Source organism: Paenibacillus sp. RS8 (assembly GCF_041956825.1).
Lineage (GTDB): Bacteria > Bacillota > Bacilli > Paenibacillales > Paenibacillaceae > Paenibacillus_AQ.
The window spans coordinates 3,769,970-3,785,135 of record NZ_CP168131.1; the positions used below are offsets into that span (position 1 = coordinate 3,769,970).

Annotated in this window: 15 protein-coding genes; 13 read left to right on the forward strand and 2 right to left on the reverse strand. The window is 43.6% G+C overall.

All coding sequences use genetic code 11. The features are described from left to right. The first annotated feature begins 39 nt into the window (after positions 1 to 39). The 13 genes from ACDZ28_RS18035 to ACDZ28_RS18095 all read left to right on the forward strand — a co-directional run bounded on the left by ACDZ28_RS18035 (position 40) and on the right by ACDZ28_RS18095 (position 11,874). Positions 40 to 1,143, forward strand: a complete 1,104-nt coding sequence (locus ACDZ28_RS18035; protein ID WP_375102417.1) for an HD-GYP domain-containing protein — start codon at positions 40 to 42, stop codon at positions 1,141 to 1,143. A gap of 231 nt (positions 1,144 to 1,374) precedes the next feature. Then, positions 1,375 to 2,511 (forward strand): radical SAM/CxCxxxxC motif protein YfkAB, encoded by a 1,137-nt coding sequence (yfkAB, locus tag ACDZ28_RS18040; RefSeq protein ID WP_375102418.1) that lies wholly within the window; start codon positions 1,375 to 1,377, stop codon positions 2,509 to 2,511. A gap of 51 nt (positions 2,512 to 2,562) precedes the next feature. Continuing rightward, complete coding sequence (locus tag ACDZ28_RS18045) at positions 2,563 to 3,891, forward strand: hemolysin family protein (RefSeq protein ID WP_341115857.1); 1,329 nt, start codon at positions 2,563 to 2,565, stop codon at positions 3,889 to 3,891. 164 nt (positions 3,892 to 4,055) lie between these two features. Continuing rightward, positions 4,056 to 4,736 (forward strand): response regulator transcription factor, encoded by a 681-nt coding sequence (locus ACDZ28_RS18050; protein ID WP_341111623.1) that lies wholly within the window; start codon positions 4,056 to 4,058, stop codon positions 4,734 to 4,736. Continuing rightward, on the forward strand, positions 4,733 to 6,487 hold the full coding sequence (locus ACDZ28_RS18055; protein WP_375102419.1) for an ATP-binding protein: 1,755 nt from the start codon (positions 4,733 to 4,735) through the stop codon (positions 6,485 to 6,487). Before ACDZ28_RS18050 ends, ACDZ28_RS18055 begins: the two co-directional genes overlap by 4 nt. 41 nt (positions 6,488 to 6,528) lie before the next feature. Further along, positions 6,529 to 7,053, forward strand: a complete 525-nt coding sequence (gene pssA, locus ACDZ28_RS18060; protein ID WP_341111625.1) for a CDP-diacylglycerol--serine O-phosphatidyltransferase — start codon at positions 6,529 to 6,531, stop codon at positions 7,051 to 7,053. Positions 7,054 to 7,060: 7 nt separating this feature from the next. Further along, entirely contained in the window at positions 7,061 to 7,555 is a 495-nt protein-coding gene (locus ACDZ28_RS18065) for a DedA family protein (RefSeq protein WP_375102420.1), read from the forward strand. 47 nt (positions 7,556 to 7,602) lie between these two features. Next, positions 7,603 to 8,628 (forward strand): AI-2E family transporter, encoded by a 1,026-nt coding sequence (locus tag ACDZ28_RS18070; RefSeq protein WP_042125888.1) that lies wholly within the window; start codon positions 7,603 to 7,605, stop codon positions 8,626 to 8,628. 211 nt (positions 8,629 to 8,839) lie between these two features. After that, the gene (locus tag ACDZ28_RS18075; RefSeq protein WP_042125890.1) at positions 8,840 to 9,058 is read left to right on the forward strand and encodes a spore coat associated protein CotJA; all 219 of its coding nucleotides are present in this window, start codon (positions 8,840 to 8,842) and stop codon (positions 9,056 to 9,058) included. 3 nt (positions 9,059 to 9,061) lie between these two features. Then, positions 9,062 to 9,328, forward strand: coding sequence for a spore coat protein CotJB (locus ACDZ28_RS18080; RefSeq protein ID WP_094870385.1), 267 nt, complete (start codon positions 9,062 to 9,064; stop codon positions 9,326 to 9,328). Between the two features lie 51 nt (positions 9,329 to 9,379). Further along, complete coding sequence (locus ACDZ28_RS18085; RefSeq protein ID WP_042125896.1) at positions 9,380 to 9,949, forward strand: manganese catalase family protein; 570 nt, start codon at positions 9,380 to 9,382, stop codon at positions 9,947 to 9,949. Positions 9,950 to 10,135: 186 nt separating this feature from the next. Beyond that, positions 10,136 to 10,495 (forward strand): MmcQ/YjbR family DNA-binding protein, encoded by a 360-nt coding sequence (locus tag ACDZ28_RS18090; RefSeq protein ID WP_341111630.1) that lies wholly within the window; start codon positions 10,136 to 10,138, stop codon positions 10,493 to 10,495. Next, positions 10,495 to 11,874, forward strand: coding sequence for an MATE family efflux transporter (locus ACDZ28_RS18095; protein ID WP_375102421.1), 1,380 nt, complete (start codon positions 10,495 to 10,497; stop codon positions 11,872 to 11,874). The genes ACDZ28_RS18090 and ACDZ28_RS18095 overlap by 1 nt, the downstream gene beginning before the upstream one ends. Before the next feature lie 181 nt (positions 11,875 to 12,055). Here the strand turns inward: ACDZ28_RS18095 and pgmB are convergent, their stop codons facing one another. Together pgmB and ACDZ28_RS18105 are read right to left on the reverse strand one after the other, a co-directional pair. Further along, positions 12,056 to 12,748 carry a beta-phosphoglucomutase gene (pgmB, locus tag ACDZ28_RS18100; protein ID WP_375102422.1) on the reverse strand — a complete coding sequence of 231 codons (693 nt, stop codon included), beginning with the start codon at positions 12,746 to 12,748 and terminating at the stop codon, positions 12,056 to 12,058. 20 nt (positions 12,749 to 12,768) lie between these two features. Continuing rightward, the gene (locus tag ACDZ28_RS18105; RefSeq protein ID WP_375102423.1) at positions 12,769 to 15,057 is read right to left on the reverse strand and encodes a glycoside hydrolase family 65 protein; all 2,289 of its coding nucleotides are present in this window, start codon (positions 15,055 to 15,057) and stop codon (positions 12,769 to 12,771) included. Positions 15,058 to 15,166: the final 109 nt, after the last annotated feature.

The window sequence follows — 15,166 nt, forward strand, 5'->3', positions numbered from 1 at the left end:
CAGAATAGCATTTTACCGTTAAAGGCAGGAGTGAGTTTAGTGCGTTTAGTATCCGTGAATCAACTTCAAGCAGGCATGAAATTAGGTAAAAAAATATATAATGATGAAGGTCTAACTCTACTCGCGGACGGGGTGGAGCTTACGGATGCATTGATCAAGCGTCTCGCTAGAATTGATATCGGCTATATCTACATAGAGGATTCTGTCACGGACGATATTGTGATTACTGGTATACTCCAGGATGAGACGCGCAATCAAGCCCTAAAGGTGATTCGTAATCAATTTCAGCAAATGTCCGGGGCTTCAGGAATTACTAAGGGTCTGTATCATTTGGACAAAAAATTTTCTAGGATCATGGACAACATTTTAGACGATATGTCTTTACAAGAAGATCCGATGATCATGCTGATGGATATGCACACTGCTGATAACTACTTATATGTCCATTCCCTGAATGTCTGCTTGTACACTTTGGTGCTAGGCATTGCTCACGGGTATAGTAAAGAAGAACTTCGAGTAATTGGGCTAGGTGCACTGCTGCATGATATTGGAAAGACACAAATCCCGATAAAAATCGTACAGAAACCCGGCAGGCTCAGTGATGAAGAATTCCGCCATATGCAGGCTCATACTGAGATCGGGTTTCAGATTCTAAAGGAGGAGCCGAATATCCCGCTGCTCGCAGCACATTGTGCCTTGCAGCATCATGAACGCATTGACGGTTCAGGATATCCTCGCGGATTAACTGGACCCCAAATCCATGAATATGCCAAGTGGCTGGGTGTAGCGGACTCCTACGATGCCATGACTTCCAATAGAGTCTACAAAAAGGCTATGCTGCCACATCAAGCCGTAGAGGCACTTTATGTTGGTTCCGGTACTTTGTATGAGCAGAAGCATTTAGAGTTGTTTAGAGATCGCGTAGCTATCTATCCGCTGGGTCTTACGGTGAAGCTCAGCACGGGGGAGAGCGGGGTTGTGGTCAAAATAGATCCAAGTACGCCTCATAGACCCACCGTACGTGTGATTACGGGTCCTGAAGGAGAGAAAGTCGTACCGTTTGAACGAGATCTGAGTAAAGCCCTCTCCGTTGTTATAGTTGACGTCGCAGAACAAGGTGATTCTCTAGGAACGCCAAATTGATAATTTATAGCAGCGTGGAGAGAAGATTAGGCTTGTCCGAAGATATGTCGGAAGCCTATTTTTCGTCTCGCTGCTTTTATTTTTTTGAAATGTGAAGCAAGTAAAGAGAGCCAGAAAGACATCAAAAGTGCAGTTTTTTTGACTATCGTGGTATGATATAGGGTAAGTCATCGTTCTTTCTTCATGATTTTGGGTTAATAATAGGAATAAGATTTAAAGGAGCTAGTACAAATGAATGTTTTTAGACCATTAACATCTTCACCGAGGGAGCTGTCGCCAAGTTACGATCCATGGGATCCAATCACTTCTCTACGTAAGCATGGCCGCCATGTGCTAACGAGTGTGGAATTCACTGTAACCAATTTATGCAACATGCGTTGTGAGCACTGTGCTGTAGGTGATAGTTTAACCTCCAAAGAAGGAGATATGCTACCGCTTAAGAATATGCTGGACCGTTTAGAGGAAGTTGAGCATCTCGAGACCATTAGTATTACGGGCGGTGAGCCCATGTTCCGCGCCGGAACGGTGGATAATGTCATTGTACCATTGTTAAAATACGCCAAGGAGCGGGGAATCAGATCACAAATTAATTCAAATCTGACGATGCCGTATTCCCGTTATGAGAAGCTGCTTCCGTATCTGGATGTTATGCATATTTCATTTAATTATGTGAACGGTGACGATTTTCATGAAGTCGGTTTTGCGAACAGTGGTCATGCGGTTGCCAAGGAAGCCGCTTACCGGCTATATAATACAATGATTGAGAACTCTCGCCAACTAAGTGAGGATGGTATGTTAATTTCTGCGGAAACTATGATTAATTACCGTACCCACACTAAGTTGCCTGAAATTCATAAGCTGATTCTCGACATGGGAGCAAAACGGCATGAGGTTCATCCGATGTACAATTCGAGCTTTGCTTCCGCTCTGCCAGTGTTATCTTTGAATGAAATGCGGACAGCGATCCATTCGTTATTGGACCAGCGTGATCCAGAGGTATGGATGCTATTCGGCACGCTTCCGTTTTTTGCTTGCAGCTTCCTAGAGGAAGATCAGAAGTTATTAAGAAGAATGCGTGCAGAGAAGAATGTTACACTTCGTAATGATCCGGATGGCCGGAATCGTGTGAACGTAAATATGTTTACTGGAGATGTTTTTGTTACAGATTTCGCTGATATCGCAGCCTTTGGCAATATAGACAACCAAAAACTGGATGATATATTTATCGATTGGCAGACCAAGCATCCGCTGAACCAGAAGGTGAACTGTTACTGCGATGCAGCAGGTTGTTGCGGACCTAATCTGTTAGTAGCGGATATGTATTATCCGGAAGTTGATTTCAAAACTAGAAAAGCGATTAATCTGTAGAAACGAGGCGTTGTTAAAGTGGTGCATACGGAATTTGAAGTAGGGAGATTAATGCTTAATCTTTTGCTTGTTCTGGTGCTCGTATTATTGAACGGTATTTTTGTAGCAGCGGAGTTCTCATTAGTTAAGGTCAGGCAGTCTCGTCTGACCCAACTTGTCAGTGAAGGCAATAAAATGGCAGGATATGCGCTCAAGGTAAATAAGAAGCTGGATTCGTACTTATCTGCCACCCAGTTTGGGATTACACTTGCGTCGCTGGGGTTAGGTTGGGTCGGTGAGCCGGCCATTTCGGAGCTGCTCGTCGAGCCGTTAATGTATAAGATGGGAATTACCGATGGTACTCTGATTTCTACCGTCTCTGTCGTTATCGGATTTTCGATTATTACATTTTTACATATTGTACTTGGTGAGCTTGCACCGAAATCACTTGCCATTCAAAGAACAGAAGGGTCCGCTTTATTGCTCTCGGCTCCTCTGATGTTCTTCTATAATTTGTTCATGCCATTTATCTGGGTACTGAATGCATCGGCGAACGCATTGCTTCGTTTAGTGGGTGTTGAGCCTGCAAATGAGAGTGAGGCCGCCCACTCTGAAGAGGAAATTCGCATCCTGATGAATCAGAGTGCTAAGAGTGGTGTCATTGATAAAGATGAGATGAAGCTGATGGATAACATCTTTGAGTTCTCTGATCTACTCGCTCGTGAAGTCATGTTGCCTCGTACGGATATGGATGTGCTGTACAGCAATCTTTCGCTCGAAGAAAATATGAAGATTATTACCGAAACGAGACATTCACGATATCCGGTTGCTTTTGAAGATAAGGACCGTATTATTGGTTTTATTCATATTACCGACCTGCTGTTTGCTCCACCTGAGCAGCAGAATGATCTTACGACGCTGGTACGACCGATCCTTAACGTACCGGAGTCGATGGAGATTAGCCATACTCTGCGATTTATGCAGAAGAACAAAGCTCAGCTAACGCTGGTTGTCGATGAATACGGAGGTACAGCTGGTCTACTGACAGCAGAAGAAATTCTGGAAGAAATCGTAGGCGATCTGCATGACGAATTCGAAGATGAGCGTCCTAGTGTGGAACGCAACGGAGAGTATATTTCTGTTGAGGGCCGGATGTTGATTGAAGATGTCAACGATCTTACAGGTGTAGTGATCGAGGATGATGAAGTGGATTCTATCGGAGGCTGGTTGTTTAAGGAGCTGGAAGGGAATCCAAGCAAGGGAAAACGAGTGAAGGTTGAGGATGTTGTTTTTGAAGTTGAGGAATCGACGAGACTGCGGATTACCAGAATTAATATTCATCATGAACCGCGTGCCGAGGATGAAGAAAACTCTTCAGAACAAGATGAGGATAAAGAATAACCTATTGAAATTTGTAACGTATTGTTCCGGGTGATCAAGGATAAAATGAACTCCTCCTGCTAGAGCTGTATAGCTCATGACAGGGGGAGTTTTTTGTGGACACATAAAGGACATAACGCTCGACTATGCTAATGATTATATATGGTTTGAAAGCGGGGTCTAGATTGAAAAAGAAACTTCTTCTCGTTGAGGATGAAATTCGTATTCGTGAACTGGTGTCTGATTATTTCATACAGAATGATTGGGAAGTACTTGAAGCGGATAATGGAAGAGATGCATTGGTTTGGTTTGACTCACTGCTGCCGGATCTGCTGATTTTGGATATCATGATGCCTGCTAAGAATGGCTTCGAAGTATGCCGTGAAGTTCGTGAAAAATCAGCGGTACCTATCATTTTGTTAACCGCCAAATCCACAGATGACGACAAAATTTACGGATTTGAATTAGGAGCGGATGATTATGTTACAAAGCCATTTAGTCCAAAGGTGCTGGTAGCCCGTGCAAATGCGCTTATGAAGCGAGTTGAAGGCACCCATCAGCCTGAATCTAGCATAATAAAATTTGGTTCCGCGATGTTTAATACCTTGGCTCATCGTTTAGAGGTAGAAGATGCGGAAGTGGAGCTTACCCCTAAGGAATACGATCTTTTATGGCTTTTAATACGAAATAAAGGGATTGTCATTTCAAGGGATACGATCCTTAGCCGGATCTGGGGAATTGAATTTGAAGGAGATTCCAGAGTTGTGGACAGTCACATCAAAAAGCTGCGAAGTAAATTGGGTTATGAATCACGTTTTATTCGTACAGTGATTGGCACAGGGTACATGTTCGAGGAAGAGGTATGAGAAGACGGGGGATTACTTTTAAACTGTTTGTGATGACCGTTATCTTTTTCCTTTGCTTCTATGGCATGGTGATTCTAAGCCAATTGCTGTTATTTGACAATTTCTATCAGAAGCAAAAAGAGCACCGTGTAGAGAAACACCTTAAGAGCTTTGCTGCAAGGTATATAAGCGAGCCGTGGGGAAGCACTCGGACCTCCCAGGAACTCGTTCGGTTTATGCTGCGGAATAAAACACAAATGGTTATTTTGAAGCTGGATGGAAAGATGAATTCGGAAGATCCATTTCATATAAAGTTAATCGATGATGACGGAAAGAGTATGCTTGTCTCTTTATCCCTGTTCATGAATCAGTACGGAGATGCGCTTAGAGCAGCGAACATTAAAGTAGATGATCAGTTGAGTGTTGAAGGCGAACTACTGGATGAAGACAATTCTTCACCCGTTATTCTCTACCCCATAAGTATTACGAAAAAAGGGGGCGGAACAATAGGGGATGCGGAAGAGAGTGGGATGATTCATGCATCTGGTACAGTTGCAGAAATTGTTCTGCCTGATCTGAAAATATGGAATCCACGCCAGGGAATATTGTTTGAGGCGCTAGAGGAATGGTTTCCTTTGACACCGGCGCAGATAGACGACTTCAAAAATTTGAAAATGCAGAAGCAAGACTGGATTGCTCCCTGGAGTGGTAGTCGCAATTCTGTGATTATTTTGCCCCTGAAGCAAAGTACCGGAGAAATCGAATTACTATTCACAGTCACCTCATTACAGGAAGTCAAGGATTCGAACGAGGCGTTGCGTTGGTTCTTTTTATATCTGGGAATAGGCGGCATTGTTCTAATTCTGGTTCTTTCTCTCTTCTTTTCAAAAATGGTAACACGTCCGCTTATTAAGTTAAACAACATAGCCAAACGGATGGTTTCTCTGGACTTTACAGGGGACACATCGATTCGGCAAAAGGATGAGTTAGGCAGCCTGTCTAACAGCATGTTCACCTTATCGCTAAGTCTGGATTCTGCTTTACGAGAGTTAAGAGAGGCCAATCAGCAGCTAGTTGAGGATATGGAGCAGAAACAAAGAATGGAGATCATGCAGCAAGACTTTTTTGCCAACGCCTCGCATGAATTGAAGACACCGCTCAGTATTATCAAAGGTTTTGCCGAGGGATTGGAAGACGGCGTTAGTGCAGGCAAGCAGGATCACTATATTAAGGTGATTATTGAGGAAGCAGATAAAATGGAGTTTCTTGTTAAAAACATGCTTGATCTAGCGCGGTTGGAGTCGGGCACGATTAAACTTCGGAAAACTTCCTTTATGTTAAGTGAACTGACGGAAAAGGTGACGGACAAGCTGGTTCACTTGCTGAGTGAAAAACATTTGGAGGTCATTATTATTCCTGCAAATGAATTACCGGTCTATGCTGATGTGAACTGGATCGAACAAGTGGTACTAAATTTTATGACCAATGCTATCAGACATGCGGAAGAGAGAAGCTCCATCACCGTCAATATTGAGAGTCATGCCCAGACTATTGTATTCACGATTCAAAATATAGGAGAATCAATCCCTGAAGATCAGCTGGAGCAGATCTGGGAACGGTTCTATCGGTCTGAGCCCTCTCGCAGTCGAATGACGGGCGGTACGGGTCTGGGGCTTTCTATTGCGAAGCGAATACTAGATATGCACGCTTGTATTTATACAGTGAAAAATACGGAGAAAGGTGTCAGCTTTACTGTGACTTTTGAAGGTTAAGCGAATCACTAAAAATACTATATTGAAAGGGGTGAAATCGTATGAAATTGAATTGGTTGCCTTCAATGTGCACACTTGCAAACTTAGGACTCGGATCCCTATCCTTGTATTTCACGATTCAAGAACGATATAGTCTGGCTTTATTGATGATATTACTCGCGGCAATATGTGATGTATTGGATGGATTACTGGCAAGAATACTGCATTGTACCAGCGAATTCGGTAAACAATTGGACTCATTGGCGGATATTATATCCTTTGGTTTAGCGCCAACCTTCCTTATCTTGTTGTATAAGTTAGAAGATGCTCACTGGATTGGACCTGCAGTTTCGGTTTTCTTTTTGATCTGTGGTGCACTTCGTTTGGCCAGATTTAATCTGTCGGCGCCTTCCAAGGGGTTCGTGGGAATGCCGATCACTGCTGCCGGAGTCATTCTGTCGATGATTTCTTTACTAGATGAACGTATGAAACCGGGTCTGGTCATCGTGTTAATGGCATTACTATCCGTAATGATGGTCAGTCGTATCCCTTTTCCGTCCCTTAAAAAATCCTTCAACAGGAAGTGAAACACCCATGCCTTGGATTATTGAGATCATTTCGCAGTACGGATATTTAGCCATATTTGCTCTTATGGCACTTGGGATTATCGGACTTCCTGTACCCGATGAGGTATTAATGCTGTTTGTAGGTTATTTATCCTCCGTTATGGTTTTGGATTTTTCACTTTCGGTATTGGTTTGTTTCATGGGATCTATCACAGGGATGCTTATCAGCTATACTATTGGTTTAAGACTAGGGCAACCTGTGGTAGAAAAATTCGGCAAGTGGGTGGGGATTACACCCAAGCGTTTTGCCAGTATGAAAAGATGGTTTTTGCGGTTCGGTAACTGGACCATTTTTATTGCCTATTTTATTCCCGGTCTGAGGCATGTATCAAGCTATATTTCTGGTATCAGTGCTATGTCTTTCAAAAAATATATACTCATAACGACTGCAGGAGCGCTAACCTGGTCACTTCTTTTTGTTTCCATCGGCTTTTTTGTGGGGGCTAGGTTTTCCTTTTTATAGTCATTGGATGATAGCATCATTAATCGCAATCGAATGGAGCAAGATCAATGAATGTATTCAAGCGATTCTACGCGAACATAACCACCAGACGCTTTTTAATTCTCGCACTTATCGGGCTGCTGCTGTACAGTGTTCGAGGGATGCTTAATCTGGTGTTGCTGACGTTTTTGATTGCTTTTGTCATGAACAGCTTTCAGACCTTGCTTAGTAAAGGAATTGGTAAATTTGTGAAGGTTAACAGTAAGGTGATTATTGTCATTTTATACCTCGCTTTAATCGCTGTGATTGTACTGGCCCTTGCTAAATATCTTCCAAAAGTATTGGAGCAGATTAAGCAATTAACCATCTTCCTTACCAATCTCAAATCAGACGACCTCCCGCAGAACAAGATTACATTGTATTTGTATGATATGTTCAAGGACCTAAACTATCAGATCTACATCAAAAGAGGCATCGATTATGTACTGAAGGTTAGCAACTGGGGCGCGACTTTCGTTGTATCAACCATTCTAAGCTTTGTGTTTATTCTTGAGAAGAACCGGATCGTCAGTTTTACTTCTAGGATGAGAGAGAGCCGGATTGCCTGGTTTTATATAGAGCTGGAGTATTTCAGCCGACAATTCATCGTTTCCTTTGGGAAAGTAATTGAAGCGCAAATTCTTATTGCCTTGTTCAATACCTGCCTTACTGTTATTGGCTTATGGTTGCTTAACTTCCCATATTTATTTGCCCTATCGATCTTGATTTTTCTGCTCAGTCTCATTCCGGTGGTTGGTTTTTTGATTTCGCTCATTCCGCTCTTAATCATCGGCTACAACATCGGCGGTCTGACAACAGTCACTTATGTGCTGGCGATCATTGCGGTGTTGCATTTTATCGAAGGCTATTTCTTGAATCCCAAGTTGATGTCCACAAAAATGAATTTGCCGATGTTCTACACCTTCAGCGTGTTATTGTTCTCTGAGCATTATATAGGTGTCTGGGGACTTATTCTTGGCATTCCCATCTTTGTATTTATGTTGGATATCCTTGAGATTAAGCACGAGGATTCTTTCAAAGGAGCGAACCCCTAAGCGTAATACTAAAAAAAGGTCCAATTGAAAAGCTGTTTCCGGTATATTTCCGGGGACAGCTTATTTTTCGTGTAAATTACACGAAAAGTTCAAGCCTAGGGGCTTTTTTTGTAAATAACGTTTTATATTGTGTTCTGCTGTCATAAGTTAGCTAAGGAAGCAATGTTCAGATTCTTCAAAGAAGGAACAGGAACAAAGGAGGTACGAAAAGATGGAATCACAGGTACGGAGGTACACCCCCTTTAGGGGCCCGTTTGATCCTTGCCCGCCGGTGCCGTTCAAGACTTATGTAGTTCCACCCAATCAGTTCGTTAATTTTCAGCCGCCAGATTTACCTCAGTTTAGTTTGCAGGAGGCGCTAAGGGTTGGCACGTTATGGCCAGCATTTTACAGCCCGTATGAGTCCAAGTGCAAAGGAGGAGGGAAATAGATTATGGAGGCAAATCCTTGCGATCAACGTTATTATGAATTGCTTGAGCAGCTGCAGACACTTGACTTTGCCTTAGTGGAGTTGAACTTATATCTAAATACTCATCCTGATGATTTGAGAAGTATTGAACAATTTAATCAGCTGACTCAGGAACGTACCAAGCTCGCGAATCAATTTCAGGAATTATACGGTCCGCTTCAGAATTTTGGCCGAGCTTATTCGAAATGTCCGTGGGAATGGAATCAGACGCCTTGGCCTTGGCAGGTGTAAGAAGAGTGCAACTGTAAGGAACTAAATTTCTAGAGGAGGGGAAGTTTCCGAATGTGGATCTACGAAAAAAAACTGCAATATCCGGTACGGGTCGGTAAATGTGATATCCGGATGGCGCGTTATTTAAGTGAGCAATATGGAGGAGCGGATGGCGAGCTCGCCGCAGCCCTGCGCTATATGAATCAAAGATACACGATCCCAGATAAAGTGATTGGCGTTTTGAACGATATTTCTACTGAGGAATTCGCCCATTTGGAAATGATAGCCACTATGATTTATAAGCTGACGAAGGACGCTTCGGTATGCGAGCTAGAGGAAGCTGGGCTAGGTCCACATTTTGCGCAGCATGATCACGCGTTGTTCTATTCGAACTCTGCCGGCGTACCTTTTACAGCAGCCTACATTCAAGCTAAGGGTGACCCGCTGGCTGATCTTTATGAAGACATTGCAGCGGAAGAAAAGGCCCGGGCTACATACCAGTGGCTGATTGACATGACAGATGATGTGGATCTGCAGGATAGCCTTAAGTTCCTTAGGGAGCGGGAGATTATCCATGCCATTCGGTTTAAGGAAGCGGTGCAGATTATTATTGATGATCGGAACCAGAAGCGGGTATTTTGAGGGAAGTTGTAACATTACTATTATTTATATATCGATGAACTTAATGACCGCTCTCGATGGAGACGGTCTTTTCTCTGTTAAAATGATCTTCTTCTCTTCGAGAGGGTGAACAAAATGATATAATTAAGAAACGTGGTTAATGGCAAAAATGATCAGATTGTTGATCAGCGAAGGAGAGAGACTGATTTGAAGAATACTATTATCGAATACTGTTTGAAAAAGAAAGGGGCGACTCAGGAGCATCCGTTTGGACCCACTCCATTGGTCATCAAAGTGGCTGATAAAATGTTCGCACTTATTTTTGAGGAAACAGGGAAGGTTGTTCGCTTAAACTTAAAATGTGACCCGATTATTGCGGAGAACTTAAGAGAGCAGCATGATTGCGTACGACCAGGCTTTCATATGAACAAAAAGCACTGGAATTCAATCATGATCGATGGATCCCTGCCGACGTCGGATGTCTTTGACATGATTGACCATTCCTACGATATGGTTGTCAAAAAGCTTCCTAAAAGCCTCCGAGAAGCTATAGTGGAAATGAATTAATGAATAATCAAATGAAGGATCGTTTTGCCAACCAAAGTATACCCAAGCTTATTTTCTTATTGGCTATTCCTGCCGTTATAGCTCAGCTAATCAATGCCATGTACAGTGTAGTTGATCGGATGTTCCTCGGAAGGATGGAGGAGGGGGGAACGCTAGCCTTATCCGCTATAGGAATTTCTTTTCCGATTATTATGTTGATTTCAGCATTTGCCGCTCTAATCGGAGCTGGAGGGGCTCCCCTAGCGTCCATAAAGATGGGCGAAGGTGAACATAAAAAAGCTGAAGAATTACTAGGAAGTTGTTGTACTATGCTACTAATGGCATCCGTAATCCTGACAGCTTTGTTTCTTATCTTTAAGTCCCCATTCTTAACGTTGTTCGGAGCGAGCCACGATACATTGCCGCTAGCCGACGATTTTTTAAGCATATATCTTATTGGAACTGTGGCAGTGCTTATTTCTTTAGGGTTGAATCCATTTATTGCAGCACAAGGATATGCCAAAACAGCCATGCTCACGGTATGCATTGGTGCAGTTGTGAATATCGTCCTTGACGCCATTTTTATTTTTGAGATGAATATGGGAATTAAGGGAGCAGCATTGGCTACTGTCATTGCACAATTTATTTCAGCTACTTGGGTATTGGGGTTCTTAGTCTCTAAACGAGCTCATCTGCGCTTGCGTCTATCGAACATGCGTATTAAACCTAAAGAAGCCGCTAAGGTACTTGCATTGGGACTATCTCCATTTATTATGACGTCGACCGAAAGTTTAATTCAAATCGTGTTTAACACGTCCTTAGCTAAATTTGGAGGCGATATGTACGTTGCTGCCATGGGGATTATGGGAACACTAATGCAAATCTTTGGGACGTTGTTATCTGGGTTTGCGCAAGGGGCACAACCTATTATTAGCTATAATTATGGAGCTCGCGATTTTGCACGTGTAAAATCCACCATTTTATATTGCAGTGTTTTTTGTGCTGCTTTTGGATTGTCGATGTGGAGCATAGCCATTTTTGTCCCGCAGTTGCCCATTATCATTTTTACTAATAATACTGAGCTTGTGGCTCTGACTGCTAGATTAATGAAAATATTCTTCCTTGGCACCTGTATTTTTGGTATTCAATTAGCTTTTCAACAAGTATTTATTGCTTTGGGACAAGCACGAGTTTCTATTTTTATCGCGATCTTGCGTAAGATTATCTTGCTTATTCCATTAGTACTTTTGCTCCCGACATTTATTAGCCCGAAAACAGATGCAGTGATTATTGCTGAACCTATTGCTGATTTTTGTGCGGCACTGACTTGCTGTGTTTTATTTGGACTAACGATAAAGAAACTATTTAAAGATAGATCTGATAACGCTGGGATGGTCTGAAAAAGTTTATAATAAACGATCGGAAGCAGATGTTCTGAGGGATGTTGCGCTTTCCTATCATATTACAACAGCCTACATTCAAGCTAAAATCATATTTCAAACAAAAGCCGGCAAGCTTCCCTTAGAAGCTTGCCGGCTTAGTTCGTGATTTACATATATTGAGGCTGGGATGCCCAATTATTTAGCTTACTCTATTCTTTGTAGCAACGAATTGCTGGTTTAGCTCGGAGTAATTAAGTTCAGCAGTATGGTTCAAGTTCATATCAGCGATGGACAAGTTCTCCTGTAAGGAGATATATACAGCGAACATACCGGCGGCTTTGATCGCTTCTACCCCGGCGACTGCATCTTCTACCCCGACGCAGAATTGCGGATCTACCCCAAGCGCGTCCGCGGCGGTCAAGAATACTTCCGGGTCTGGTTTGTTGCGGGCAAGCTTGGCTGCATCTACAATAACTCCGAAGTCTTTCTCCATACCTAGAAGACGGATAACTGTAAAGGCATTTTTGCTTGCGGAGGCAATGCCGGTCTTCACTCCGTGGGCCTTCAGCTCGGTGAGCAATTCAGAGATGCCAGGCAGCACATCAGCCGGGGTTACCTGCTGAATGAGCTGCTGATAGAACTCATTTTTGCGGGTCGCCATTTTCTCCATCTCTTCGGGGGAGTAAGTGTGCGGAATTGCTGCTTGTCCAAGCAGCAATTCCAGTGAAGCTATGCGTGATACACCTTTTAGGTTCTCATTGAACTCTCGGGTGAACGGAAGTCCCAGTTCTTTCGCGATCATACCCCAAGCCTGATAATGATATTCTGCGGTATCCGTAATAACGCCGTCTAGATCAAAGATTACGGCTTGAATTTGAGAGGCTGCATTCATTGTGTTGTGCTCCTTATGAATTAGGCTTGTAGTGCCTGAGTTAACGTTTTATCGTTGCCCAGAGTCACTGATTGGCCGTAGAGAATTAGATCAAGTGCTTCACCCTCTAACAATTCCAGCTCCACGCCTTCCTCGCGAATGGTTACAGCAATGAGACGCCCGCGGAAGGTGAGCCGGAAGTTGTATTTCTGCCAGCCAGTTGGTAGGGACGGAGCGAGCGATAGGCCGTTTTCCTTAAGACGTGTTCCGGCAAAACCGTACACAATGGCCATCCACGTTCCACCCATATTAGCGAGATGTAATCCGTCTTTGGTGTTGCCGTGTGTATTATCGAGATCCAGTCGTGCAGTCTCGATAAAGTAGTTATACGCCTTGTCCTTGTACCCGATTTTCGAGGCCATGATGCTAAATATGCAAGAGGACAGAGAAGAGTCATGGGTAGTGATTTGCTCATAATAATCATACGATTTGCGAATCGTTTCTTGCGACTGCTCGTCTTCCAGCAAGTAATGAGCCAGTACGGTATCCGCTTGCTTGCAGACCTGATAACGGTACAGGGTAAGCGGGTGGTAATGCAGCAGCAGCGGATGTTTCTCCGGTGGTGTATTCTCGAAATCCCAGACTGCTTTGCGTAAAAAAGTATCATCCTGCGGGTTAATGCCTAGCTTCTCATCGTAAGGGAGGAACATGGCATTCGCCGCTTTCAGCCAGCTATCCGCTTCCTGTTCAGTAACATGCAGTCGGATACACAGCGCTTGGAAGGCAACCTTATCATACGCCTGAAGCCGAGCGAAACTGCGTGCGGCCCATTTTAGATTATGTTTGGCCATTACATTGGTGTAATAGTTATTGTTCACCAGACAAGTGTACTCATCTGGACCGGTTACTTCGTCAATGTGGAATTTACCTTCGTAAAAATGACCGATTTCCATCCACAACCGCGCGGTCTCAAATAGCACCTCTGCGCCGTATTGGAGCAAAAAGGCGTCATCTTCTTCCGCCAGATGATATTGGATATAGCTATAGGCTACATCGGCACTGATATGATATTGGGCTGTGCCGGAAGGGAAGAAGGAGGAACATTCTGTACCTGAGATCGTCCGCCATGGGAACAATGCCCCTTGGGCATGGCCCATTTCTTTAGCTCGTTCCCGTGCTTCCCCCAGCTTGGAGTACCGGTATAATAGGAGCTGCCGGGCCAAATCAGGAGAAGTCATTAGGAACACGGGGAACATATAAATTTCCGTATCCCAGAAATAATGGCCTTCGTATCCTTCTCCGGATAAACCTTTGGCAGAGATGTTGCTATGCGCGTCGCGTCCGGCTGATTGTAGCAGTTGATAAAGGTTGAAACGAATTCCTTCCTGAAGCGATAAGTCGTTCTCAATGACTACATCGGAACGCTTCCAGAAGTCAGCCAAATAATGCACCTGCTGTTCCAGCATGTCTTCAAAGGAGAGGTGCTTCAATGATTCCTGTACCTGAATACCGGTATCTACAAGCATTTGTTCATGTCGTAGTGTATCGGTATAGACATTCCATTTGGTCAGCAATAGTGGCCCAGACAAGGAGGAGGTTGCAGTCACTGTAGCATCGGTTTCTCCTGCCTGAGTTTCAACTTGCCAGTCACCTACCCATTCATGACGGGTGACACAGGAGGTTCGCAGACCCGAAGCCATCGTCTCATTCTCCAAGCATACATATTCACCCCGAGCTTCGCACGCTACTACGCTCAGTCGTTTGGAATGTCCTGCAGCTACACGCGGGTCATTCGGGTTCGTATAGTTGCTAACATCGCCATTTACACGAGATACAACTCGGATTGGGCCATTGAAATTGACAGGCTCAATAGTCAGATGAATGGCAAAAAGTTCACGGGTAGTGAAAGAAACGAGTCTACGGAAATGCAGCTTGAGTTCTTTACCGGAGGGGGATTTCCAGTGGATTTTACGCTCCGAGTATCCCTTGTCCAGATGGAGGTTACGCTCATAGGCGAGGACACTCTCTGCTGTAAGTGCAAATGGCTCCATATCTTCGCCTATATAAATATTTATCCCTTGGGAATCTATAATATTAACCAGTTTTTGCTGGGTACCTGGAAAGGCGAATAGCTTCTCCCCATAGGGAATGTCAATCACATCGTGAAAGGCGTTCAAATATGTTCCGCGGATACTGCGGATTTCTTTATCGGAATACCCTTCTTCAAAATTGCCACGCACGCCCAAATATCCATTCCCCAGCGCAAAAATACTTTCTAAATTCAGCAGGGTATCTGCCGACAATCCCTGATTGGCAATGCTCCAGCTCATGCTTATGTTTCCTCCCTTGATGGTTATGAATTGAATTTTAAGTCTGAAAGGGCTAGAATTATACTAAATTATTTAGGATATTATCAAAATTTTTAGGTGAGGTTAACAT

Coding starts and splice junctions, on each gene's coding strand:
- yfkAB (WP_375102418.1), top strand. CDS start 1,375: ATGAATGTTTTTAGACCATTAACATCTTCACCGAGGGAGCTGTCGCCA.
- ACDZ28_RS18045 (WP_341115857.1), top strand. CDS start 2,563: ATGCTTAATCTTTTGCTTGTTCTGGTGCTCGTATTATTGAACGGTATT.
- ACDZ28_RS18055 (WP_375102419.1), top strand. CDS start 4,733: ATGAGAAGACGGGGGATTACTTTTAAACTGTTTGTGATGACCGTTATC.
- pssA (WP_341111625.1), top strand. CDS start 6,529: ATGAAATTGAATTGGTTGCCTTCAATGTGCACACTTGCAAACTTAGGA.
- ACDZ28_RS18065 (WP_375102420.1), top strand. CDS start 7,061: ATGCCTTGGATTATTGAGATCATTTCGCAGTACGGATATTTAGCCATA.
- ACDZ28_RS18070 (WP_042125888.1), top strand. CDS start 7,603: ATGAATGTATTCAAGCGATTCTACGCGAACATAACCACCAGACGCTTT.
- ACDZ28_RS18075 (WP_042125890.1), top strand. CDS start 8,840: ATGGAATCACAGGTACGGAGGTACACCCCCTTTAGGGGCCCGTTTGAT.
- ACDZ28_RS18080 (WP_094870385.1), top strand. CDS start 9,062: ATGGAGGCAAATCCTTGCGATCAACGTTATTATGAATTGCTTGAGCAG.
- ACDZ28_RS18085 (WP_042125896.1), top strand. CDS start 9,380: ATGTGGATCTACGAAAAAAAACTGCAATATCCGGTACGGGTCGGTAAA.
- ACDZ28_RS18095 (WP_375102421.1), top strand. CDS start 10,495: ATGAATAATCAAATGAAGGATCGTTTTGCCAACCAAAGTATACCCAAG.
- pgmB (WP_375102422.1), bottom strand. CDS start 12,748: ATGAATGCAGCCTCTCAAATTCAAGCCGTAATCTTTGATCTAGACGGC.
- ACDZ28_RS18105 (WP_375102423.1), bottom strand. CDS start 15,057: ATGAGCTGGAGCATTGCCAATCAGGGATTGTCGGCAGATACCCTGCTG.